Source organism: Salmonella sp. SAL04202 (assembly GCF_046550775.1).
GTDB classification, from domain to species: domain Bacteria; phylum Pseudomonadota; class Gammaproteobacteria; order Enterobacterales; family Enterobacteriaceae; genus Salmonella; species Salmonella enterica.
The window spans coordinates 1,278,193-1,303,068 of record NZ_JBGDXK010000001.1; the positions used below are offsets into that span (position 1 = coordinate 1,278,193).

Below are 24,876 nucleotides of genomic sequence, written 5' to 3' on the forward strand. Positions count from 1 at the left end.
ACGACAATTGCTTCAAAAACTGACTTCCGCTACCAGACGGTATACACAGTATGACTATTTCTTTTTATATGCCCCATACAAAAGCGATACGGGTGTTTTTTCTAATATCTGGATTTCATTTTTATGTGCTTTATGTTCACTAAAAATATCTGCCAGACTTTTACCTCCAAAGGCCAGGCCAATTCCCGTTGCTGCTGCTGAAAGTAATGTCAATTGCGGCATGGCAAGTGAAGCTATACCTAACGTGGCTGTTCCTGCAAAAATTAATCCAGATGAGATCTTTTTTTTCTTTGAATTCTTAATGGCTGATTCATGCGACTTTCCATACTCTTCGACCACATTGATTAAATGTTTTGAAAAATTATTTGCCGCATCTTGCATTTGATCTGGTGTTTTTCCTTGCAAGTCATTCCTTGAGATTCTTAGTTCATGCCTTAAGGATTCCAGTTGACCTCTTTCTCTAATCTTTTTTAATTCCAGATCGGAAAGCGCAGTAAGGAATTTTACTTCCGCGGCTGAAAGGCCCATTGTAATCGCTTGCTCTTCAGAAGAAAGAGGATTTAATTTACCATAATCTTTGACCAACTGCTCCGTAGTCCATTCATGTAAAAACATATGGTTACTATAAATAACCGGATCAATGCCTAATAGTGTTGCCGATAATTGAGTTGATCGTTGTGCATAAATTGCACCTTCAACCTTACCCAGTAAGGTTGCTATAGCTGACGGCAGATCGTAATCCAGAAGATCTACCTCTCTTGTTGTAAAACTCTTTAAATCTGTATCGTAAACCCAGACTTCTTTTTCGATGTTATTGAAATTATTCAGCAATGTTTTTAATAATTCTTTATTTGTTAGGATCTTCTGGAATGTTTCTTCATTTCTCCCAAAGTGCTCAAGAAACGCTAAATAAGTAGCGTAATCCATTTTTCTATCTTTAAAAAAGAGCTGGCTTAGAAAAGCGGCAGATTGTTCATGATTGCGTTCTTTATCAAAATCCAGTAATTCAGGAACGATTAGAAAAATTGGATAATCATCATCAATAGTCATAAATGGGATGGCGCGAAATAGATTGGAAACATGTTCAAGTAATACCAACCTGCGCATGCGGACATAACTATTATCTGGTGGCAATGACAAAAATGAATGCAGAGAGCTAAGAGAAGGAAAATGTAATGGATCAACCATTATGATGCTATCAAAATAAATTCCAAGAGATCTAAGATGATTAGATATGTTATAACCAAAGCGTTGAATCGGAAGTAATAATCGATAACTTTTAGACGCCCGAACTTCTGTTATAAGCGCCGCGGCGTGAGTATCCCAAAATTTATTTAGCAACACAATTAGGTTTGTAAGTTGATTATCTAACTCGGGAGAGCTAATTAGCTCTTTCAGGATGAATCTACGTAATTCTTTCAGTTCTAAATTTCTAAATGCATATTTATATTTTTCAGAAAAAGCGTTTTCCATCAATAAAACATATTCATTCTGTATGCTTTTTGTAATACTACTCATCATCTATCTCCGAATGGTGATAAAAAACCATTTAAAATAATAGGTTGATATTATTTTTTTAAAAAATGTCAAATAATATCGACTTCACTACATAACGATTTCCCAGTGTAGTGGTTCTTATCATGTGTATATTGTTAGTCATGTTATCGTAGAAAATTCAGTGGTCAATAACTCATTGAGGTAGCTACTAAAATTTGCAGTTACCAGGATTTAAGATGATTTTAAAAATGTTTATAAATTCAGGCTGCGCCGCAGTGATTGCACTGATTTCCACGTAACATGATAATCAATGGCTTTGATACCCTTTAAACGAACAAATATGAGCTTAACATGGCGACAATAAAGGATGTTGCATCTTTGGCCAGTGTATCAACCGCGACTGTATCACGTGTCATTAACCAGACCGCGTGGGTTGAACCCGTCACGCGCGAACGTGTAGAGAAAGCCATGCGCGATCTCAATTATCGCCGGAATGCCGCCGCTATCGCGCTGGCGAAACGTAGCGGCGATATGCTCGGATTGTTAACCGGCAATCTGGCTGATCCTTTTTTTGCCCACCTTGCTCGCGGCGTAGAAGATGTTTCTCGTAAGCAGCAGTATCGCTTGATGGTATGTAGCGGCGGCCACGATGAAGAAATGGAAAAAGCGGGACTGGATTTTCTGGTTAATCAAGGCTGTGAGGCTATTGTTGTACACGCCAGCCGATTACCGGATAAAGAGCTGCTGCGCTACGCAGCCCACTTTCCAGCGCTGGTTGTTGTTAATCGTTATATCGCCGGTATGGCCAACCGGTGTATCTGGCTGGAAAATCGCAGCGCCGCCAGGGAAGCGACCCGATATCTCCTGGCGAACGGGCATCGGCGCATCGCCTGTGTGACATCTGACTTGCCAATTATCGATCGTCAGGAACGCCTTGATGGTTACCGTCAGGCGCTGGAAGAATATGGTATTTCTCCAGACCCTCGCTGGGTGATTAGCGTTCCGTTTAACGAAGAAGGCGGCGAGCGGGCCGCGCATCAACTTATTAATAGCGGGCTTCCCCTTACGGCAGCGGTCACGTTTAACGATGTGATGGCCGCTGGCATTATGCGTATTCTTCATCAACGCGGCGTTCAGCTTCCGCAACAGCTCTCTATTGTCGGCTTTGATGATGTGGTGCTGGCCCGGTATCTTTATCCGGCGTTAACAACAATGCATTATCCGGTCGAACAAATGGCGCGTTGTGCCGCGCAACTGGCGATACAGTTATACCAGGGCATTACGCCGCCGCCCAGCAGCAATCATTTCAATGCCGAACTGGTGATCCGCGATTCTGTCGCGCCCTATTTTTCACGGTGAATGCGTCGTCAACAGTAAAAACCGTGATGGCTGTCAAATTAACCCTTCTCATGTAATCGGTTACATGGACGAAAGTAATGGATCACAGTAGTGGGAAGCGTATCCCCCTACCCTTGAGCTACCTTACTGACCGGAGCTCCATTATGAGTGCATCACAAAACAAGAAGAAAACGCTGTCATTGGGTTTAGCGCTAATCCCAGTCATCTCCATGTTGCTATTGTTGATTATCGGTTACGGCATCATGGGGCTACGTATCGAACCGCTCCTTCTATGCTCTGCGGCGGTAGCGGCAGGCATTGCATGGTGGCAAGGATACTGTTGGGAAGACATCATCAACTCAGTGGTGGATAAACTGGCTAAGGCAATGCCGGTTATCATGATCCTGATCTGCGTGGGCGGTTTGATTGGCACCTGGATGTTTAGTGGCACCATTCCCTACATGGTGTACTGGGGGCTAAAACTCATAAGCCCGGAATATATTTTGATTGCAGCCTTCTTTTTAACCAGCGTGGTCTCCGTCTGTACCGGTACATCGTGGGGGTCCGCCGGGACGGTTGGCGTTGCGTTAATGGGGGTTGCCGCCGGGTTGGACGTGTCTCTTGCAGCAGCAGCTGGCGCCGTCGTTTCTGGCGCTTATTTCGGCGACAAAATCTCACCGTTGTCCGACTCGACTAACTTTGCCGCGATTGTCGCAGACACTACTCTGTTTGAGCATATTCAGCATTTACTTTGGACGACCCTGCCAAGTTTCCTGCTTGCCGCCGTGGTTTATCTTATCGCCGGACACAGTAATATGCTGGGCGAGGTGGCCACGCCGCAGCGCGTTACGGACATCATCCACTCGCTGGAGTCGCTATACCATTTTAATATTGTTCTTATTTTGCCGCCGATGATCGTACTGTGGGGCGCAATTCGCAAGAAGCCTGTCATCCCATTAATGTTAAGCGCCTGCGTACTTGCCTTATTCCTTGGCGTCATCATGCAGGGACTGAGCATCAAACAGGGACTGGACGCTTTCATTGATGGATTTGATATCGCCATGTTCCCACAAGGCGCAGAAGGTGTCGTGGCCGATGTTCCGCGCCTGCTAAACCGGGGCGGAATGTTCTCGATGATGGGAACAATACTGTTAGTTTTCTGCGCTTTTTCATTCGCCGGAGCGCTAACGTTAACTGGCGCGTTAACGATCATCATTAACCGACTGCTGACCATTATTCATAGCGTTGGTCAACTCATTGCCGCCACTATCGGCACCACAATTTTGGTCACAGGAGCGACCAGCGACGGTAAACTGGCATTGTTAGTTCCCGCCGAACTGTTTAAAGATGCCTATCGTCGTATGGGGCTGGATACTAAAAACCTTTCACGGACGATAGAAGATGCCGGTACCGTTATCGAACCTCTCCTGCCGTGGACCTCGGCTGGCGTCTACATGGCAACCACGCTGGGCGTTAGCACGCTTGATCTTCTGCCCTGGGCTATCCAATGCTATGCGGCAATCTTCTTCGCATTAATTTATGGTTTTAGCGGAATTGGTATTGCCAGAACTGCCTCCGCCTCAGAAAAGTCGCCGCAATCGTCAGTGACGGAATAATAAGGAAACAAGATGGATTTTAACCAGATTATCAATCGCAACAATACTGGTTCGGTAAAGTGGGATTTTATTGAGCGTCACTTTGGCGATGGCGCAGGGAAACTGCTGCCGATGTGGGTTTCTGATTTCGATTTTGCCTGCCCGCCTGAGGTTCAGGCGGCATTGCATCAGCGAATCGAGCATGGCGTATTTGGCTATAGTGAACGTGATGAGGCCTATTTTAACGCCCTGCTTCACTGGTTTTCGTCACGCCACCAGCTCACGTTAAAACAGGAATGGGTATGCAGCGTGGAAGGCGTCGTACCAGGGTTGGCGCTCTTAGTGCAAATGTTGACGCATCCAGGCGACGGCGTAGTGGTACAGGGACCATACTATGGCTCCTTCGCCAAAATAATCACGCTTAATGGTAGAAAACTGCTGGAGAATCCCCTTAGCGAGTCGCTGGACGACGGCTACCAGATGGATTTATGCCAACTGGAAAGGCTGTTTCGCCATGAGCGCCCTCCGCTGATGATTTTGTGTAATCCACATAATCCAACCGGGCGTTGCTGGTCGGCCAACGAGCTGGAGCAACTGCTTTTATTATGTGAAGCTTATGATGTCACTCTCATCTCGGATGAAATATGGGCCGATCTATTGCTGCCCGGCGAAACCTTTACCTCGGTACTGCATTTAGGGGAGCGCTGGCATAAACGGGTCATCTCCGCCACTGCGGCCAGCAAAACGTTTGGCTTATCGTCGTTGCGAATTTCTAATTTTCTCATTCCCGATCCTACGCTTCGCCAGCGTTTCCTGTCTCGTCTGGACGCTCATGGGCTGGATGTCTTTAACGCCCTCTCCGTTCAGGCGGCGACTACCGCATGGAATGAAAGCAGACAGTGGCTGGATTCGCTACTGGATTACCTGGCTGAAAACCGCCGCTGGTTTGTTGAACAGGCGACAGAGCACCTTCCCTGGGCAAGAATTGTCCCGGCGCAGGGAACCTATTTATTATGGATGGATTGTAAAAAACTGGGACTGGATGACGAACAGCTAAAATGGGTAATGGCGGATGTCGCGGGTATTGCTCCTTCAATGGGCAGCGGCTTTGGCCCGGCGGGCAGCGGATTTATCCGTTTAAATCTGGGATGTCCACGTACCTACCTTGAAATGGCAATAGACGGCCTGAAGCGAATATCGGTGAAGACAATCAAAGGAATACCAACAGGCGGATGAATTTTTCGGGCGGTAAACTGACACCGGTGTTATTTCTGCGGCATGATATCGCCTGAGCGCCAGTAAAAAACCGGCCATCAAGGCCGGTTGGGTCCGGAGCGCGGTTTTACTATCAGGGGCGTCTGAATAACACGATACTGCGCCCGGCCAGATCGAAATCCATTTCTTCGGTAATCCGTATTCCCTGCTGCGCGTTATCGGCAGTCGTCAGTTCAAGTACCCAGCCGCCTTCTCCCCACATCGGAATACGGAACGGTACGCTGCCTTCAAACGGATTGAAAAGCAGTAAGGCGTCATGCCAGATCCCCGCTTCCGGCTGAAGATCGGGACGACTAATGCATACGCCTATCGTCGATCCCTCATCCCATTGTTCGGATTGCTGCGCCCCTCCGCCGGCGTTAAACCAGCGGATCTCCAGACCGTCACGCCAGCTTTCCCGGCGCAGCAGCGGTTGCGTGGCGCGCAGTTGAATCAGATGACGGGTAAACTCCCGTAGCGCATTGGCGGTTTCCGGCAAATTATCCCAGTGGACCCACGATATTTCACTGTCCTGACAGTAGCCATTATTATTGCCCATCTGACTGCGGCCAAACTCATCGCCCGCTAATAACATCGGCGTGCCGTGCGAGAAAAGCAAGGTGGTCAGGAAATTGCGTTTCTGTTGCTCGCGTATCGCATTGATGCCTTCGTCGTCGGTTGGCCCTTCTGCGCCATAGTTACAGGAGCGGTTATCATTATGCCCGTCATTATTATCTTCGCCATTGGCTTCATTATGTTTGTCGTTATAAGACACCAGATCGTTCAGCGTGAAGCCGTCATGGGCTGTAATAAAGTTAACGCTTGACCAGGGGCGACGGCCGCGCAAATCATAGAGATCGCCGGAACCCAGCAGGCGTGCGGCGAAATCATTTGTGACGTTGTCACCTTTCCAATATTCGCGTACCGTATCGCGGTATTTATCATTCCATTCGCCCCACCCTGGTGGAAAACCGCCAACCTGATAGCCGCCCGGTCCGATATCCCAGGGTTCGCCAATCAGTTTCAGTTTTGCCAGCACCGGGTCTTGCGTTACCGCATCAAAAAAGCCGCCTCTCTGATCAAAGCCTTCCGGCTCACGACCAAGAATGGTGCCCAAATCAAAACGAAAGCCGTCGACATGCATTGACTCCGCCCAATAGCGAAGGGAATCCATCACCATTTGCAGTACCCGTGGATGAGAGGTATTGACGGTATTACCTGTCCCTGTATCGTTAATGTAATAGCGATGCTGATCGGGCATGGTGCGATAGTAAGAGAAGTTATCGATACCTTTAAATGACAGCGTGGGGCCAAGCTCATTCCCTTCTGCCGTATGGTTATAGACCACGTCCAGTATCACTTCGACGCCGGCATCATGGAAAGCGCGCACCATATCGCGGAATCCCTGAATACCTTTTGGACCATAGTAGCGCGTCGCCGGCGCAAAAAAGCCCAGCGAGTTGTATCCCCAGAAATTTTTCAGTCCTTTATCAAGCAGATGCTGATCGTCCGGGAACCAGTGAACGGGTAAAAGCTCGACGGAGGTAATACCCAGACTTTTAATGTAATCCACGCTGGCTTTATGTCCCATGCCCTCAAACGTACCGCGTAGAGGCTCAGGGATCGCGGAATTAAGCTGGGTAAAGCCTTTTACATGCGTTTCATAAATAATGGCGTTCGACCACGGTATGGAGGGCCGTTGTCTATCCTCCCAGTTAGCCTCAGCCGGATCAATCACCCGGCATTTAGGCGTAAATGGCGCGCTATCCTGGTCATCAAAGGTCAAATCTTTATCGTCATGAAGTAATTGATACGCGAAATGCGCATCGTTCCACTGAATATCGCCCACCAGCTCACGGGCATAAGGGTCAATAAGCAGCTTGTTGGGGTTAAAACGATGACCATTTTCCGGGTCATAAGGACCGTAAACGCGGTACCCATACAGCGCGCCGGGCTGCAACTTCGGGACATAGCCGTGCCATATTTCGTCGGTATATTCCGGTAACTCCAGACGAGCGATTTCATGCTCCCCGCTCGGATCGTAAAGGCAAAGCTCGACGCGTTCCGCATGGGCGGAAAAAATAGCGAAATTCACACCTTCGCCGTCATAATTTGCGCCAAGCGTATGGTTGTATCCTGATCTGATTTCAAAAGCCCTGTTCGTTGTCATTCTCTTTCTCCACCCACGGTAAACGTTGTCCTGTCACGGCACATCAACACATAAACTCAGTCGCTCATTAAAACCAGTACGCCGCCCTGATGTGAGGCCAACGACAGGTGTTCACCAGGCATTAACCTCTCCTGGGTAAGCACATTGCGATAACGACGCTGATTAAGCTGTCCGGGTATAATAATGTCGGTTCCTGACCAGAAACCGCTATGCGATTGTGACAATAAGCCGTCACATTCGGCGAACACCAGTCGGGGCGCAACAACAATCAGCGCATCATCATGATTGACTCTGGCGTAAGCGATGACCTTGTCGGCACGCTGACCAACAGCCCGCAGCGGTATATAGTCGCCAAAACGGAAGAGCTCATGATTCTGCTGACGCAAACGCAGTAATGCAGCGGTGACATACTGATTCACCTGCCCGTTCAGCCAACTCTCTTCGCGCGAGAAAACTCCCGGCGTCAGTTGGTCTAACTGCTGCGCCAGCGTGGCGAAATCCGGTTCGCGGCGGTTGTCGGGATCGACAAGACTAAAATTTAACGCCTCGCTCCCCTGATAGATATCAGGTACCCCCGGCGCGGTTAATTTGATAACGGTCTGCGTCAGGCTGTTAACCAGCCCTGCGCGGATGAAGGGTTGCAAGGAACGATAAAAATCTTGCAAAAATGTCTGATTATCCGGCGCCAGTAAATAACGGGCGTAATCAAGCATTGCCGTTTCGTAAGCCTCATTACTGTCCACCCAATCGGTACGTAGCTTCGCTTCGCGTAGCGCTTTCTCCACAAAAGCTTCAAAGCGTGTTTTCAGCGTGTTTAAACCTGTTTCGTCCTGTGGTTGTAGCATCGGGGGCCAGACGCCGGTCAGCGCCTGATATAACATCCACGTATCCGCCGATTTTGGCGCAGTGCCATCATTCAAAAATTTGACATGGGTCTGGTTCATCTGCCGCCAGCGGGCAAGGCATTCGCTCCACTGTTCCGGCGCTTCGGTAAGCGTATACAGGCGTGCTCGCGCATCCTCGCCTCGCTTGGTATCGTGGGTCGACGTACCGGATAGCGCATCAGGCTGTCGCGCCTGTCGGGTTTTCATCTCATGGTGAAAGCGTTCGATGGAGAAGTGATGCGTGACGGGCTCGGCGCCGACTTCATTTAACGCCAGTCCCATGTTTTGACGAAAGAAAAGCGTATCCTCTACCGATTTCGCCATCAGCGGACCGGTGAGTTGTTGGAACCGAACGCGAAACTGTGTCGCCTCCTCCTGGCTGGAGGCGGGAACATCGCCGGTAAGAAGACGGCTCAGAAATGTAAGCGCTTCTGGCTGCGGAGGATTTTCAAGCGTCTTTACCCGTTCCACAATACGGTGTAACAGGCAAATATCGGTCGGCGGTAGCCCTTCTGCCGTGCCGTAAGTGCGATATACGGGAAAGGCAATTAATAACTCGCGTAACGCCTGCCGAACGACGCTCTCTTCCTGTGCGATCTGTAGCTCGCTGGCAATCGACAGCGCAAGCGCGAGCAGCCGGGTAAATTCCCCCTCGAAATTGCGATCGACCATCAGCAATTTAGCCGCCCGTAATTCCGCCCGCATATCCACTGGCGCGCCTTTAACGGTCTCGTAAGCCTGGCGCAGATTGTCTATCTGCTCATCGTCAACCAGCACCTCCGCCAGAGAGGCGATAAATTCATAGCCTGTGGTGCCGGAAACCGGCCAGTCATCAGGAAGTTGCTCGCCTTTAGCGAGAATTTTTTCCACGGTGATATAGCACGCCGGCCCCACTTCCTGACGTAAACGCGCAAGATAGGCTTTCGGATCGGCAAGGCCGTCGATATGATCGATACGTAAACCGTCAACCGCCCCTGTTCTGACCAGCTCCAGAATCAGCCGATGTGTATCGTCGAAGACGGTTTTATCTTCCACCCGCATTCCCACCAGCCCTGTGACCTCAAAGAAACGCCGATATGAAAGCGAGCGAGCGGCCTCGCGCCAGGACATTAATTTCCACGGCTGGCGCTCATGCAAATCAGCAATAGCGGCTTTATCGGTAAGCGCCAGTATTTCGGCCTCGCGCCCCTGCCACGTCGCCGGCGCAAGCGGATAATAGTTATCATAATAGGCGAACGTGGGCTTACCCGTAGCGGGATCGGGCTTGATCGCAATTTCTCCGTTTTCCAGCACGGCGTCAAACGTGTCGCCTAAAAAAGGCAGCGTCAGTCGGCGCGACCAGTCAATATCGAAATGGCGCGCGTAACGGCTCTCCTTGCCATATTCAAGCACGTCGCGCCACCAGGCGTTTTCCAGCGAGCTGGCCATGTGATTAGGCACAATATCGATGATCAATCCCAGCCCTTGCGCTTTAAGTTCGGCCACCAGTCTTTCAAATCCTTCGCGCCCGCCAATAGAGGGCTCAATCTCATTCGCATCGGTGACATCATAACCATGCGTTGACGCTTTGGTGGCGGTAAAGATGGGTGAGGCATAAAGATGGCTGATACCCAGATTTTTAAGGTAAGGCACCAGCGCCGCAGCGCGGTCGAAGGTCATGCCATTGCGAAACTGAAGACGATACGTTGCAGTTGGGATCATGATGCAGACTCTCCCTGGGCTAAGCGGACAATAAGAGAATGTTGGGAAAGCGACCCGGTGGATTCATTCGGCCAGGCGAAGAGGGTCTTACCCGGTAAATCGGGCAGCAATACCGTCGTGGCGCTAATATTCAGCGCCAGTGACAGTGTTCCTCCCGGAAAACGCCAGCTAACGGCAATAAACCCGGGCGCGGTTTGCAATACCGTTCCTGAGCTCTCACGGGCAGCGGACAACAGCGGCACGATATGCTTCTGGCGCAAAAGCAGTAGTTCGCGGGTAAACGCCAGCCACGCTTTACCCTCTTCACTGTGCTGTTGCTTCCAGTTAAGTTTTGAGCGTTGAAAGGTCTCTGGCGCATTCGGGTCCGGAACATTTTCCCCTGCATGATCGGCAAACTCTTTTGCGCGACCTTCACGAACGGCGCGGGCTAAATCCCCATGGAAATCGGTAAAAAAAAGAAAAGGACGGCTTTCGCCATACTCTTCGCCCATAAAAAGCAGCGGAATATGCGGTGAAAGCAGCAACGTGGCGAGCAATACTTTTGTTCGTTCAGCACCCGCCAGGGTTATCAGTCTGTCGCCCTGGGCGCGGTTACCGACCTGATCGTGATTCTGAATAAAATCCACAAAAGCGACCGGGGGTTGTCCGGTACTTTTTACGCCGCGAGGTTCGCCGGTTTGTGGTGAAATTTCTCCCTGATAAGCGAATCCTTCGGCCAGCGCTCTTGCGAGGTGTTTTTCCGGGGCATCAGCAAAATCGTTGTAGTAGGCCTGGGTCTCTCCGGTCGCAAAAACGTGGACGGCATTATGAAAATCGTCATTCCATTCGGCGGTAAACAGCGGCGCATTGCCATCCTGATCTCGGGGATGCAGAGAAATAATATTGCGGCTATCTTCGGTGGTCAGATGAATGGATCTGTCGGTAATGTCTTCCCGAATACGTTGTGCGATTTCAACCAGCACATGCCTGGCGCTACTGTCCTCAATCTGATCGATAGCGTCAAAGCGTAAGCCGTCGAGATGGTATTCTGTCAGCCAGTATAACGGCGCCTCGATGATATAGCGCCGCACGGCGTCGACATCATAGGCGATACCATTTCCCCACGGCGTCATGCGCTCTTTGTGGAAAAACGCCGGCGCCAATAGCGGTAAATAATTTCCCTCCGGGCCGAAATGGTTCAGCACAATATCCAGGACGACGGAAAGACCATACCCATGCGCGGCGTCAATAAACGCTTTGAAATCATCCGGCGTCCCATAGGCAGAATGCGGCGCGTAAAGCAGGACGCCGTCATAGCCCCAGCCGCGCTCGCCGCCAAATTGCGCAACGGGCATCACTTCAATAACGGTAACGCCGAGTTCAGCGAGATAAGGCAGCTTCGCTATTGCGGCGCGGAAGGTACCTTCCGGAGTGAACGTGCCTGTATGCATCTCATACACCACGGCCTGCTCCCAACGGCTACCTTTCCACCCGGTGTTGCGCCACGCGTAGCTGCCTGGATCAACCACATATGACGGACCGTTGACGTCAGTTTTTTGGGCGCGGGAAGCCGGATCGGGGACCACCATGCCATCGCTGAGTACAAAGTTATACTCCGTACCTGGCGTCACCCCGGATACATCCAGCGTAAACCAGCCGTCACCGCTCGCCTGCATTTCCTGGTCTTTACCCGCAAGCCTGAGCATAACCTTTTGCTGACCGGTGGCCCAAAGACGAAAGCGGACAACATCAGCGGCGATATATTCAGCCCCCCAGCTTTTGCAAAAAATTTTTGAACTCATTTGTCGCTCCGTTTAACCCATAACCTCTACAGCATCCGAAAAACAAGCATAGACTATGGGGCTAATTTTTACGTGACACTGTCACTTGACAGGCATTCTTTTTCCTATCTGCGTGTAAAACCGTGGAATTATTGTCGGGATTGCTCAGATGTACCGAAGTGCGCGGTATCGCCTCGCCCGTGTTCGCCAGAGCCCTGAACACGCTGTAGCTGGATAACCTCCCCCTGCTCCCAGGCGTTAGCCCCCTTAACAACGGGATGTTCAGGCAGATCCTGCCGCTCGCGTTTAATGGCCTGGGTATCAATTCCCAGACGGCGATCCCGATCGGCCAGCAGCGCGGGGTCAAGCTGCCCGTCGCCAGTAAAGCCCATCATCAGCGCAGGGATACCGATTGGCAGGGTTTTATCCCGGTCGGTATGCCAGGTGTGCCAGGTCTTGCCATAAGTATTAACAATCTTACTCATCAACGCTTTATCAGCGACCTGCGGTAAGCCAGGCGCCACCAGGCTACCGGATTTCACCTCGTACTGGTGGCTGTGCCACAGTTTTTTCTCCTCGGGAGGAAGCGTTTTAAATAAACGTTCGCTGATAATGTACTCCACCCCCATCAGGCGCGCGTTTTTCGTATTGCCGTCGTAAATCACCGCCTGCATGACATCTTCGTTCAGGACGGTAACGTAATGGTGCGCTTCCATCTGTCCGTTTTTATCACCGCTATAAAAATGGAACCCGTCAAGGTAGGTACTGATGGCATCGACAGGTGGTCTGGATTGAATAGCCGCCGCGCCTGTTTCCAGGGTACGTAATTTGGCAGATGTTTTTTCCCCGGGAATAGGCGTTTGCGGCGGCGTATTATTGGCGCCGCATCCGGCCAGAAAAGGAATGATAAAGAGTGCCAGCGGTAAAATTTTCATTAGGTCTCCATATAGTGAAGGGCTCTAATGAAAATAGTGCAATACCACGTGATTGGTAGAAGAAATGGAAGATGTTATTTGTGACGGTGTCACAAATAGTAAAACCCGACACACAGGCCGGGTTTTGATATCAGTTTACTCTTATTTTGAGAGTTCTTTCTTGATTTCGTCTTTTATTTTGCTTAATTCACTCTGCGGGTTTTTCTTACAAAGCTCAACGGCTAGCGGCACTGCTGTCGTCTCAGTTTCCTGGAAATCAACGTAGTCCCCGCCTTTAAAATCTTCATCTTCATTCAGCACCCAGAAAGCGACTGGCGCCATCGTCTGCGGATTGAGGTCAACAAACTCCTGGCAGCTCATACCTTTAGGCGTAACGTTTGTTTTAGTAGTATCTGTTGCCGCATTCACGCTAACACTGGTTACCAGCGCTGCCACGATAATACCTGCTGTAGCAAGGGAGAATTTATTCATTGTTGTTACTCCAATAATTATATAAATAACCTCTACATCTGCGCGTTAACCCGTTAATGTAGAACGCAGAAAATAATACCCCTCCTCTCTCAGGAATAAAGATCACCCTCCGCGATATGGCTATTATTGATATTTACGTTGACTGATTTTGATGTTTGATGAATAAAGCAACATGGCGAGCAGATTTTAAGGCGAAAAAGTAGGCCACGACAATAGCCGCAGACGTGGTCTACGGCGCGTTGAGGTGATAGAAATACGGCAGGCATTCAGATAGACCGGGAGCGAGCCCTCCGTCTGAATGTATATTCATCAGCCCGATCAACCCATCGTTACCGGGCTGGAGAGGTTATCAGGCGTTAAGCTGGTAGTCGAGGGTGATTTCCGCATTCAGAACCTGCGATACCGGGCACCCGGCTTTTGCTTTCTGGATGATTTGATCGAAAGTTGAAGCATCAATATCTGCTACCGCAACTTTGCTTTGTAGCGCAATTTTGGTAATGGCGAAGCCCGCCTCCACCTTATCAAGCGATACGTCAGCGGTGGTGTCAATGGATGTCGGCGTAAATCCAGCCTCTCCCAGCATGAGTGATAGCGCCATGGAGAAACAGGCCGCATGTGCGGCGCCAATTAACTCTTCCGGGTTGGTTCCCTGCGCGCCTTCGAACCGGGTATTGAATCCATACGGTTGTTGATTAAGCACGCCGCTTTCTGTTGATACAGTACCTTTACCTCGTTTGATGTCGCCTTCCCAGTGTGCCTGACCTTTCTTATGGATTGTCATTTTTGCTCTCCTGTTGGCTCAAAAAATAAAGTATAGACCATGCTGCTAATCTGCGTTGTCCATGCCGATGGAGGTAGCATGTTGTCGATTACCCGTATTTCAGATATAGAAAATAGTTGTATGCTTTTTCAGTGATGAATATTAAACCAACAGGCCTCCCTTTCTTTAAAGAATATATCCTTCTTTTTATCCTTACTTTTTCTTCCGGAGGCGTATTCCATTATGTATATTTTCATTCAAATTAAGATTTGTCTTATCTCGTTGTAATAAAGGATAAAAATCGCAATAAGTAGCCTTTTAAATGTATATTAATTGACCACTACTCGTATGAGGATATGTAATTGGCAAACGTAATATATTTTCTTCTGGGGTAAACAATTAGAGTTCCGCCTTGCGTTAAAATAACTCCAGGACTAATCTTAACCACAGCCGCAAAAATATTTGCCATGCTGAGTACGAATTAATTTTCTGCGAGCCGTACTAAATAAATACATGTTCACGGAGGCATTATATGTTTACTTATCACTCAGCAAATACCTCAGCAGCACAACCGGCCCTGGTCAACGCGATTGAGCAAGGATTACGCGCGGAGTTAGGCGTTGTCACTGAAGATGATATTTTAATGGAGCTGACCAAATGGGTTGAGGCTTCCGACAATGACATCCTCAGTGACATCTACCAGCAGACCATCAACTATGTGGTAAGCGGGCAGCACCCGACTCTGTAAAACCTGCTATGCTGTATCGGCAACCTTAGGGGTTACGTTTCTTTCGCGTAAGCGAATTTGTCCTTAAAACTAGCAACAGGATTGAGGAGTTAACATGAAATCGAACCGTCAGGCTCGTCATATACTTGGACTGGATTACAGAATTTCCAACCAGCGTAAGGTTGTTACTGAAGGCGACACCAGCAGCGTGGTGAATAACCCAACCGGCAGAAAGCGCCGCGCCGACAGCCAAAAGTAATCGTACAGTCCTGAAATGACGTTAAACACCATTGCATCTGCAATGGTGTTTTTGTTTATAGGAATGACCTTAACGTCTCACAATGCTTTATACTCAGGGTCGGTTCCCTGGTGGAAGGCAATATATGATGATAAACGACGGTGCCAGGGACAGTTATTCGAAAAAGAGTGAGTAACATGGAAACTACAACCAAGAAAGCACGTTCCCTTTATATCCCTTACGCTGGCCCTGTATTGCTGGAATTCCCCCTGTTAAACAAAGGCAGCGCTTTTAGCGTAGAAGAGCGCCGCAACTTCAATTTGTCAGGGCTGCTGCCAGAGGTCGTCGAGTCGATTGAAGAACAGGCCGAACGCGCCTGGCTCCAGTATCAGGGGTTTAAAACAGAAATCGATAAGCATATTTACCTGCGTAACATCCAGGATACCAACGAAACGCTCTTTTATCGACTGGTGCAAAACCATCTTGAAGAGATGATGCCGGTTATCTATACCCCGACCGTGGGCGCGGCCTGTGAGCGCTTCTCTGAGATTTATCGCCGGGCGCGCGGCGTATTTATCTCTTATCCGAACCGTCACAATATGGACGACATTTTGCAGAATGTGCCTAACCACAACATTAAAGTTATTGTGGTGACGGATGGCGAGCGGATTCTGGGGCTTGGCGATCAGGGCATCGGCGGGATGGGGATCCCTATCGGTAAGCTGTCATTATACACCGCCTGCGGCGGCATTAGTCCGGCCTATACCCTTCCCGTTGTGCTGGATGTCGGCACCAACAATCAACAGTTACTCAACGATCCGCTTTACATGGGCTGGCGTCATCCGCGCATTACCGACGATGAGTATTATGCGTTTGTCGATGAGTTTATTCAGGCCGTTAAGCAGCGCTGGCCAGATATCCTGCTACAGTTTGAAGATTTCGCGCAGAAAAACGCAATGCCGCTGTTGACGCGCTATCGTGATGAGATTTGCTCCTTTAACGATGATATTCAGGGCACCGCAGCCGTGACCGTTGGTACGTTGATCGCCGCCAGCCGCGCTGCCGGCAGTCAGCTTAGCGAGCAGAAAATCGTTTTTCTCGGCGCGGGTTCCGCCGGATGTGGGATTGCTGAACAAATCATCGCGCAGACTCAGCGTGAAGGTTTAAGCGAAGATGCCGCCCGACAGAACGTTTTTATGGTCGATCGCTTCGGCCTGTTGACGGACCGGATGCCTAATTTATTGCCGTTCCAGGCAAAACTGGTGCAGAAATGCGACAATCTCCAGCACTGGGATACCGAAAATGACGTGCTGTCGCTGCTGGATGTGGTGCGTAACGTGAAGCCGGATATCCTGATCGGGGTTTCCGGCCAGACCGGGCTCTTTACTGAAGAGATCATCCGCGAGATGCATAAGCATTGCCCTCGCCCGATCGTCATGCCGCTCTCTAATCCCACCTCTCGCGTGGAGGCCACGCCACAGGACATTATCGCCTGGACGGAAGGCAACGCGCTGGTGGCAACCGGCAGCCCATTCTCGCCGGTCATCTGGAAAGATAAGGTTTATCCGATCGCACAATGTAATAACGCCTATATTTTCCCCGGCATCGGTCTGGGGGTTATCGCTTCCGGCGCATCGCGCATTACTGATGAAATGCTGATGTCAGCCAGTGAGACGCTGGCGAAACATTCTCCGCTGGTGAATAACGGCGAAGGATTAGTGTTGCCAGCGCTTAAAGACATCCAGGTTGTGTCGCGCGCTATCGCTTTTGCCGTAGGCAAAATGGCGCAGCAACAAGGCGTAGCGGTGAAAACCTCTGCGGAAGCGCTGCAACAGGCGATTGACGATAACTTCTGGAAACCGGAATACCGCGACTACCGTCGGACTTCCATTTAATACGTACCCGGCGGTGAATGCCGCCGGATATCACTTTCTTCTTTAGTTTTGGTGAGTCTGTCGACACGCCTGAATTCCTTTCCATGCTTATTTGTCAAGCTACTAATATTAGCCACCTTTATGTATTGAACGGGGATTTATCAGGATAATCCTGGCTAAACTATTACATTGTATTTCTGCCGCCTTGCATAACTCATCAGAAATATTAATCCTAAAGAGGTAATAGCACCTTACCTGCTATTACCTGCTATTACCTGCTATGCAGTTCACTATTAATAAAAGGAGAAGGTTATGAAAGCTGCTGTTGTCACACAAGATCATCAGGTTGATGTTACTGAGAAAACGCTGCGTCCCCTTCGCCACGGTGAAGCTTTGCTAAAAATGGAGTGCTGCGGCGTATGCCATACCGATCTACACGTGAAAAACGGCGATTTCGGTGACAAAACCGGCGTCATTCTGGGACACGAAGGCATTGGCGTCGTGGCGGAAGTCGGTCCCGGTGTCACCTCGCTGAAACCCGGCGATCGCGCGAGTGTCGCGTGGTTTTATGAAGGATGCGGACACTGTGAGTATTGCAATACGGGCAATGAAACCTTATGCCGCAACGTGAAAAATGCCGGTTACACGGTAGATGGCGGCATGGCCGAAGAGTGTATTGTCGTCGCGGATTATGCGGTGAAAGTACCGGAAGGTCTGGACTCTGCGGCGGCAAGTAGTATTACCTGCGCGGGCGTTACCACGTATAAAGCGGTGAAGATTTCTCATATTAAACCTGGCCAGTGGATTGCCATCTACGGTCTGGGCGGTCTGGGTAATCTGGCCTTGCAGTACGCGAAAAACGTTTTCAATGCGAAAGTGATCGCCATTGATGTCAATGATGGACAACTGAAACTGGCCGAGGAAATGGGCGCAGATCTGACCATTAATTCACGTACGGAAGATGCGGCTAAAATTGTGCAGGAAAAAACCGGTGGCGCGCACGCAGCGGTGGTTACCGCGGTCGCTAAGGCGGCGTTTAATTCCGCAGTAGATGCCGTTCGCGCCGGAGGCCGCGTGGTGGCAGTCGGACTGCCGCCAGAAGCCATGAACCTTGATATCCCTCGCCTGGTGCTGGATGGCATTCAGGTTGTCGGTTCGTTGGTGGGGACACGCCAGGATCTGACCGAAGCCTTCCAGTTCGCGGCGGAAGGAAAAGTCGTGCCAAAAGTCGCTTTACGTCCGCTTGAAGATATCAACGTTATTTTTAAAGAGATGGAACAAGGGCAAATTCGTGGCCGTATGGTCATCGATTTCCGTCGTTAAACGATTTGCTGTGGTCGTCTGAGTATACAGACAGCAGATGAAAACAAGGCGCTACGAGGATAGCGCCTTGTTTATCAGATCGCGAAAGAATTACTGAATACCTTTTTCGCTCTCTTTTTTTGCTTCCGCCTTCTCGATTTCACGATACCAGCGTGGGTGATGTTTCTTCGCCCAGCGACGGCTGACCTTCCCTTCGATCATGCCTTTAATCGAGCCTTTCACCCAAAACGCCATATACATATGGATGAGGATCGCGTGCATTAAAATAATGCCCGCCGCCGCATGAATTAACAGGCTATAACGCACCACCTGCATGGGGAAATACTGCGCGAAATACGGACGCCAGATAATCACGCCAGTCACCAGCAGCACAAAAATCATGCTCATAATGGACCAGAACATCATCTTCTGTCCGGCATTGTATTTGCCGACATCTGCCACCTTATGCTCATTGCCTTTCAATACTTCGACAATATTTTTCAGCCACGGAATGTCTTTTTTATCCGGGATGTTGTGGTGGACGAAACGCACGAACATAAACATCAGCGCGATGAAGATGGCAATACCGAAGAACGGGTGCAAAATACGTCCCATCTGCGGCGTGCCGAAAGTTTGCGTCAACCATTGTAGCGTCGGGAAGAAAAACGAAATCCCCGACAGCGCTACCAGGAAGAAGCAGATCACCACCGTCCAGTGACAGGCGCGGTCGACAAATTTCGTGCGCACAATCATTTTCGACTTACTCATGATGATCCTCCTCATCGTCGTCCGTTTCTTTATTCGGGCCAATACCGATGTAGTGGTAAATCAGACCGGCGAAAGTGGCGATAAAGCCCGCTGCGGCCAGCGGTTTTAGCGCCCCTTTCCACAGATTGATTGAGGTATCGATCTGCGGATCTTTCGGCAAGCCGTGGTACAACTCCGGCTGATTGGCATGGTGCAGCACATACATGACGTGCGTACCGCCAACGCCCTGCGGGTTGTAGATACCGGCATGTTCAAAGCCGCGCGCTTTTAACTTCTCCACGCGTTGCTCACCCAGTTCCAGCATCTCTTTTTTGGTGCCGAAGTGAATAGCCCCGGTCGGACAAGTTTTGACGCAGGCCGGTTCCTGGCCCACGCTGACGCGATCGACGCAGAGCGTACATTTATAAACGCGGTTGTCCTCTTTGTTGAGGCGCGGAATATTAAACGGACACCCGGCGATACAGTAACCACAGCCGATACAGTGTTCAGATTGAAAATCAACAATCCCGTTCGCGTACTGGATGATAGCCCCGGCAGATGGACAGGCTTTAAGACAGCCTGGATCTTCACAGTGCATACAACCATCTTTACGAATCAGCCACTCCAGCTTGCCGTTCTGCTCGGTTTCGGTAAAGCGCATCACCGTCCAGGACTTGGCGCTGAGATCGGCAGGGTTATCGTACACCCCGACACAATGACCAACGTTATCGCGAATATCGTTCCATTCAGAACAGGCTACCTGGCAGGCTTTACAGCCGACACAGGAGGAGACGTCGATCAGTTTCGCGACTTCGGCTTTGTAATCACGCGCCTGCGGAGGCGGCGTGATGGCGTTTGTTGCGGACCGTTTAATAATGTCCTGCGTTTCCATAGACATATGTTCGCCTCCCTTACGCCTTCTCGATGTTAACTAAAAACGCTTTGTATTCCGGCGTTTGCGAGTTGGCATCACCGACATTTGGCGTCAGAGTATTGGCGATATAGCCTTTGCGCGCGACACCCTCAAAGCCCCAGTGAATCGGGATCCCCACCGTTTCAACCTGCTGACCGTTGACATGCAGGGTGCGAAGACGACGAGTTACCACCGCGACCGCGCGAATAAACCCGCGTTTACTGCTCACCTTCACATAGTCGCCGTTAGCAATACCTTTCGCTGCCGCCAGCGTCTCACTGATCTCCACAAACTGTTCCGGCTGAGCGATAGCGTTAAGTAGCGCATGTTTGGTCCAGGTATGGAAATGCTCTGTGAGGCGGTAAGTCGTGCCCACGTACGGAAACTGCTCCTTCTTACCCATGCGCAGCGCATCTTCTTCATACAGACGCGCCGCCGGGTTCGAGACCACATTCGGGTGCAGCGGGTTAGTGCCCAGCGGCGTTTCCATCGGCTCGTAGTGTTCAGGGAACGGCCCTTCCGCCATTTTATCAATAGCAAACAGACGTCCCAGCCCTTCCGGCTGCATGATAAACGGATTGGTCCCGCTCCCCGGCGCCGCGTTGTTAAAGTCCGGAATATCGTTCCCTGTCCACTTCGCGCCGTTCCACTGGATCAGCATCCGTTTTGGATCCCACGGTTTACCCTGCGGGTCCGCCGAAGCGCGGTTATACAATACGCGACGGTTTAGCGGCCACGCCCACGCCCAACCCAGTGTATTGCCAAGCCCTGACGGGTCGGCGTTATCACGTCTGGACATCTGGTTGCCCTGCTCCGTCCAGCTACCGGTATAAATCCAGCAGGAGGAGGATGTCGTACCGTCATCGCGCAGTAATGCAAAACTGCTCAACAACTGGCCTTTCCTGGCAAGCAGTGTACCGTTAGCGTCATAGAGATCTTCCAGCGCATAGCCGTTGTTCTCTTTCGCCACTTCTTCCGAATGCGGTTCATCCGGCTGCTTGTAGTTCCAGCTCATCTTCAATAGTGGTTCGGCGCCTTTACCGCCTTCTGCGCGATACATTTCACGCAGACGATGGTAAATACCGGCCAGAATCTCGCCGTCGTTACGCGCTTCGCCCGGCGCGTCCTGACCTTTCCAGTGCCACTGTAACCAGCGACCGGAGTTAGCGATAGAGCCATCCTCTTCCGCAAAACAGGTAGACGGCAGACGGAAGACTTCGGTCTGAATCGTTGTCGGATCAACATCATTAGATTCGCCGTGGTTCTGCCAGAACGTTGACGTTTCAGTCACCAGTGGATCGATAACGACCAGATACTTCAGTTTGCTTAAGCTTTGCACCACTTTGTTTTTGTCCGGGAAGGACGCCACCGGGTTAAAGCCCTGACAGAAATAGCCGGTGACTTTCCCGCTATCCATCATGTTGAAATATTTGATCACGTCATAGGACTGATCCCACTTAGGCAGCCAGGCAAAGCCCCAGTCATTCTCTTTCTGCGCCGCATCGCCATAGAAAGATTTCATCAGGCTGACGAAGAACTTAGGATAATTACCCCAGTAGTTGACCTGATCGGCCAGCGTCGCTTTGGGGGTATTCGCTGCCAGATAAGTTTGCAGATCGGCCTGTTTTTCTGACGGTAGCGTCAGGTAACCCGGCAGGCTGGTGGAGAGCAGTCCTAAATCCGTTAAACCCTGAATATTAGAGTGGCCGCGCAAAGCGTTCACACCGCCGCCAGCCATCCCCATATTGCCGAGCAGCAACTGGATCATCGCCATAGTACGGATGTTCTGCGCCCCGACGGTATGTTGCGTCCAGCCCAGCGCATACAGGAAGGTGGTAGTGCGATCCGGAGCGCTGGTAGAGGCCAACACCTCACACACCTTCAGGAAGTCTGCTTTCGGCGTACCGCAAATGTTTTCCACGACGTCCGGCGTATAGCGCGAAACGTGCTGCTTCAGCAGATTCCACACACAGCGTGGGTGCGTCAACGTTTCATCACGTTTGGCATAGCCGTTTTCATCGAACTGGTAGTTCCAGGAGGATTTATCGTACTGACGCTTTTGGGCGTCATAGCCGCTGAAAAGACCGTCATCAAAGGCAAAATCATCCCGCACCAGCAGGCTGGCGTTGGTGTAATGCTTAACGTATTCAGCGTTGATTTTGTTGTTTTCAATCAGGTACAGCAAAACCCCGGACAGGAACGTAATGTCCGTGCCGGAACGGATCGGTGCGTAAATATCCGCCACCGAGGCTGTACGTGTAAAACGAGGGTCAACAACAATCAGCGTGGCGTCATTGTTGTTTTTAGCTTCCATCGCCCAGCGGAATCCCACCGGATGTGCTTCAGCGGCGTTACCGCCCATCACCATCACGACGTTGGCGTTTTTAATATCCACCCAGTGGTTGGTCATCGCACCGCGACCAAATGTTGGAGCAAGACTTGCTACCGTTGGTCCGTGTCAAACGCGCGCCTGGTTATCTACCGCCAGCATACCGAGAGAACGCGCAAACTTCTGCGTCAGCATACCCGTTTCATTGCTGGCCGCCGAGGCGCACAGCATTCCGGTAGAGAGCCAGCGGTTAACCGTGACGCCCTGCTCATTCTTTTCAATAAAGTTGGCGTCGCGGTCGGCTTTCATTAATTTAGCAATACGAGTGAAAGCGTCATCCCAGCTAATGCGCTGCCACTTGTCGGAACCCGGCGCGCGGTATTCCGGATAGCGTAGGCGATCTTCACTGTGAACATAGTCCAGCAAACCGGCCCCTTTCGGGCACAGCGCGCCACGGCTTACCGGATGATCCGGGTCGCCTTCAATATGGTAAATCGCTTCTTTCGCGTTTTTTGCCCCATCTCCCAGGCTATACATTAATAGCCCGCAACCTACGGAACAGTATGTGCAGGAGTTACGGATCTCTTTTGCGCGCAACAGCTTATAGTTTCGCGCCTGAGCCAGGGCCATTTTAGGGGTAAAACCCAGTGCGGCCACCGTTGTTCCCGCCATACCGCCCGCGCAGATTTTAAAAAATTGTCTGCGGCTGACGTCCATTGCTTTCCTCTTTTTTCCACGGATGCACGCCTCCTTCGAACTGCAGCAAAACCTCAGCCCAGGATGCGTGTATAACTTCGCGAGGAAACTAACAGCAAAATCGATAACTTTTTTGCGTCAAATCAATATTGAAACGGTTCCGCTATTAAATAGCCCTATTTTTAAACCGCAATAACTCCAGGGAGGTACTAAAAAATGACACTGCATGGCATCGCCCTCGGAAAAAGTGCTATAAGTGGCAGTTTATTTTGCGCGGTATTCAGGACAGTCACAAAGCATGACATCACAAAAAGCAACGCTAATAGGGCTTGTTGCCATCGTTCTGTGGAGCACGATGGTTGGGTTAATTCGCGGCGTCAGCGAAGGTCTTGGACCGGTAGGCGGCGCAGCCATGATCTATTCATTAAGCGGCCTGCTGCTGATTTTTACCGTCGGATTACCTGATATCCGCCGTTTCCCGGGGCGATACCTCATCGCAGGCAGCGTACTGTTTGTCAGTTATGAAATATGCCTGGCGCTTTCTCTCGGTTATGCCGCCACTCGCCATCAGGCTATCGAAGTCGGCATGGTTAACTATTTATGGCCCAGCCTGACTATTCTGTTTGCCATTCTTTTTAATGGGCAAAAAACTAACTGGCTTATTGTTCCTGGATTGCTTATTGCACTTACTGGCGTTTGCTGGGTTCTGGGGGGCGAGAATGGTCTTAATGCCGGAGAAATTATCAACAATGTCGCCACCAGTCCGCTAAGTTATTTCCTGGCATTTCTTGGGGCGTTTATATGGGCGACGTACTGCACGGTCACCAATAAATATGCGCGTGGTTTTAACGGTATCACCGTCTTTGTGTTACTCACCGCCGTAGCGCTGTGGTTACACTATTTTCTTACGCCGCAACCTGCCATGATATTTAGCCTACCGGTGATTGCTAAACTTTTTACCGCGGCATTAACGTTGGGGTTTGCCTACGCAGCATGGAATGTGGGCATACTTCATGGCAATGTGACTATCATGGCCGTAGGGTCTTATTTTACCCCCGTCATGTCCTCTGCTCTGGCAGCGCTGTTACTCAGCTCACCACTGTCATTCTCCTTCTGGCAAGGCGCAGTCATGGTTTGCGTAGGTTCACTACTTTGTTGGCTGGCAACGCGGCGGCGCTAATAGCGACGGGCGGGCCGATATTGATATTAAATCGACCCGCTGTACCTTGACACTCTTCATAACACAACTACGCTTTTATCTATTGCCTGTGCGTATTTGACGATTTTCCATTTTCACGTGCTCCTCCTGCGCCATACCAGGATTGCGCTGGTAAAAATGAATTTTATAAAATCGTTAAATATGTTAATGTAATGATGTAATTATATTAACAAATATATAATTAACGTTAGCTCGCAACTGTTATTAGTGCATATAATAATCAGTCGTTACTACCAAAAATAAAACCATAAACAGCCCAATAGTCCCCTCCGAAAATATATCTTATTAGACAGTCCCTATTTGAATTAATACTCTCAAATGTATTAAGGAGATCTCGATCACACAAATTAAAATAATTTGTAATCTTATGAAACTTATTATTGAACTTATGCCACTCCGTCATTTAAAAATAGTCTGCCATTGACAAACGCCTCGTTTAACAATGGTTGAGGAAACACGCTAAGAA

18 protein-coding genes are annotated in these 24,876 nt (G+C 50.1%); 8 read left to right on the plus strand and 10 right to left on the minus strand.

All coding sequences use genetic code 11. The annotated features are described in order from the left end of the window. Window positions 1–54: 54 nt before the first annotated feature. Entirely contained in the window at window positions 55–1,521 is a 1,467-nt protein-coding gene (locus tag ACLJQJ_RS06450; RefSeq protein WP_077950943.1) for a hypothetical protein, read from the minus strand. Between the two features lie 327 nt (window positions 1,522–1,848). On the opposite strand from ACLJQJ_RS06450, the gene ACLJQJ_RS06455 reads away from it, so the two are divergent. The 3 genes from ACLJQJ_RS06455 (at window position 1,849) to ACLJQJ_RS06465 (ending at window position 5,666) form a co-directional block, all read left to right on the plus strand. Then, complete coding sequence (locus tag ACLJQJ_RS06455) at window positions 1,849–2,856, plus strand: LacI family DNA-binding transcriptional regulator (protein ID WP_063809237.1); 1,008 nt, start codon at window positions 1,849–1,851, stop codon at window positions 2,854–2,856. A gap of 143 nt (window positions 2,857–2,999) precedes the next feature. Beyond that, a complete protein-coding gene (nhaC, locus tag ACLJQJ_RS06460; RefSeq protein ID WP_001522538.1) occupies window positions 3,000–4,451 on the plus strand; it encodes a Na+/H+ antiporter NhaC in 1,452 nt (483 codons plus the stop codon). A gap of 12 nt (window positions 4,452–4,463) precedes the next feature. Further along, window positions 4,464–5,666: a MalY/PatB family protein gene (locus tag ACLJQJ_RS06465; protein ID WP_063809238.1), complete on the plus strand. Its 1,203-nt coding sequence runs from the start codon at window positions 4,464–4,466 to the stop codon at window positions 5,664–5,666. A gap of 112 nt (window positions 5,667–5,778) precedes the next feature. Here the strand turns inward: ACLJQJ_RS06465 and glgX are convergent, their stop codons facing one another. From glgX to ACLJQJ_RS06495, 6 genes are all read right to left on the minus strand, one after another. Continuing rightward, window positions 5,779–7,854, minus strand: coding sequence for a glycogen debranching protein GlgX (gene glgX / locus ACLJQJ_RS06470; protein ID WP_063809239.1), 2,076 nt, complete (start codon window positions 7,852–7,854; stop codon window positions 5,779–5,781). 56 nt (window positions 7,855–7,910) lie between these two features. Then, window positions 7,911–10,439 carry a malto-oligosyltrehalose synthase gene (treY, locus tag ACLJQJ_RS06475; protein ID WP_063809240.1) on the minus strand — a complete coding sequence of 843 codons (2,529 nt, stop codon included), beginning with the start codon at window positions 10,437–10,439 and terminating at the stop codon, window positions 7,911–7,913. After that, on the minus strand, window positions 10,436–12,220 hold the full coding sequence (treZ, locus tag ACLJQJ_RS06480) for a malto-oligosyltrehalose trehalohydrolase (protein ID WP_023254711.1): 1,785 nt from the start codon (window positions 12,218–12,220) through the stop codon (window positions 10,436–10,438). Before treZ ends, treY begins: the two co-directional genes overlap by 4 nt. 128 nt (window positions 12,221–12,348) lie before the next feature. Beyond that, entirely contained in the window at window positions 12,349–13,134 is a 786-nt protein-coding gene (locus ACLJQJ_RS06485) for an OBAP family protein (protein ID WP_063809241.1), read from the minus strand. Between the two features lie 141 nt (window positions 13,135–13,275). After that, a complete protein-coding gene (gene hdeB / locus ACLJQJ_RS06490; protein WP_001032161.1) occupies window positions 13,276–13,605 on the minus strand; it encodes an acid-activated periplasmic chaperone HdeB in 330 nt (109 codons plus the stop codon). Between the two features lie 349 nt (window positions 13,606–13,954). Next, the gene (locus tag ACLJQJ_RS06495) at window positions 13,955–14,386 is read right to left on the minus strand and encodes an OsmC family protein (protein WP_000152297.1); all 432 of its coding nucleotides are present in this window, start codon (window positions 14,384–14,386) and stop codon (window positions 13,955–13,957) included. Window positions 14,387–14,897: 511 nt separating this feature from the next. On the opposite strand from ACLJQJ_RS06495, the gene bdm reads away from it, so the two are divergent. The 4 genes from bdm to adhP all read left to right on the plus strand — a co-directional run bounded on the left by bdm (window position 14,898) and on the right by adhP (window position 18,527). Then, on the plus strand, window positions 14,898–15,113 hold the full coding sequence (gene bdm, locus ACLJQJ_RS06500; protein WP_000495700.1) for a biofilm-dependent modulation protein: 216 nt from the start codon (window positions 14,898–14,900) through the stop codon (window positions 15,111–15,113). A gap of 94 nt (window positions 15,114–15,207) precedes the next feature. Then, window positions 15,208–15,351: a stationary-phase-induced ribosome-associated protein gene (gene sra / locus ACLJQJ_RS06505; protein ID WP_000841559.1), complete on the plus strand. Its 144-nt coding sequence runs from the start codon at window positions 15,208–15,210 to the stop codon at window positions 15,349–15,351. 176 nt (window positions 15,352–15,527) lie between these two features. Then, window positions 15,528–17,225, plus strand: coding sequence for an NAD-dependent malic enzyme (locus ACLJQJ_RS06510; RefSeq protein ID WP_000450511.1), 1,698 nt, complete (start codon window positions 15,528–15,530; stop codon window positions 17,223–17,225). Window positions 17,226–17,516: 291 nt separating this feature from the next. After that, the gene (gene adhP, locus ACLJQJ_RS06515) at window positions 17,517–18,527 is read left to right on the plus strand and encodes an alcohol dehydrogenase AdhP (RefSeq protein WP_000642447.1); all 1,011 of its coding nucleotides are present in this window, start codon (window positions 17,517–17,519) and stop codon (window positions 18,525–18,527) included. 90 nt (window positions 18,528–18,617) lie between these two features. Here adhP and fdnI read toward each other — a convergent pair whose 3' ends face one another. From fdnI to fdnG, 3 genes are read right to left on the minus strand one after another with little or no spacing between them, the layout of a single operon-like run. Beyond that, on the minus strand, window positions 18,618–19,274 hold the full coding sequence (gene fdnI / locus ACLJQJ_RS06520) for a formate dehydrogenase-N subunit gamma (RefSeq protein WP_000045658.1): 657 nt from the start codon (window positions 19,272–19,274) through the stop codon (window positions 18,618–18,620). Beyond that, window positions 19,267–20,151 (minus strand): formate dehydrogenase subunit beta, encoded by an 885-nt coding sequence (gene fdxH, locus ACLJQJ_RS06525; protein WP_000061599.1) that lies wholly within the window; start codon window positions 20,149–20,151, stop codon window positions 19,267–19,269. Before fdxH ends, fdnI begins: the two co-directional genes overlap by 8 nt. 13 nt (window positions 20,152–20,164) lie before the next feature. Then, on the minus strand, window positions 20,165–23,212 hold the full coding sequence (gene fdnG / locus ACLJQJ_RS06530) for a formate dehydrogenase-N subunit alpha (RefSeq protein ID WP_001574320.1): 3,048 nt from the start codon (window positions 23,210–23,212) through the stop codon (window positions 20,165–20,167). Window positions 23,213–23,489: 277 nt separating this feature from the next. Between fdnG and yddG the strand changes: the two genes are divergently transcribed. Further along, window positions 23,490–24,371, plus strand: a complete 882-nt coding sequence (gene yddG / locus ACLJQJ_RS06535; RefSeq protein WP_063809242.1) for an aromatic amino acid efflux DMT transporter YddG — start codon at window positions 23,490–23,492, stop codon at window positions 24,369–24,371. Window positions 24,372–24,876: the final 505 nt, after the last annotated feature.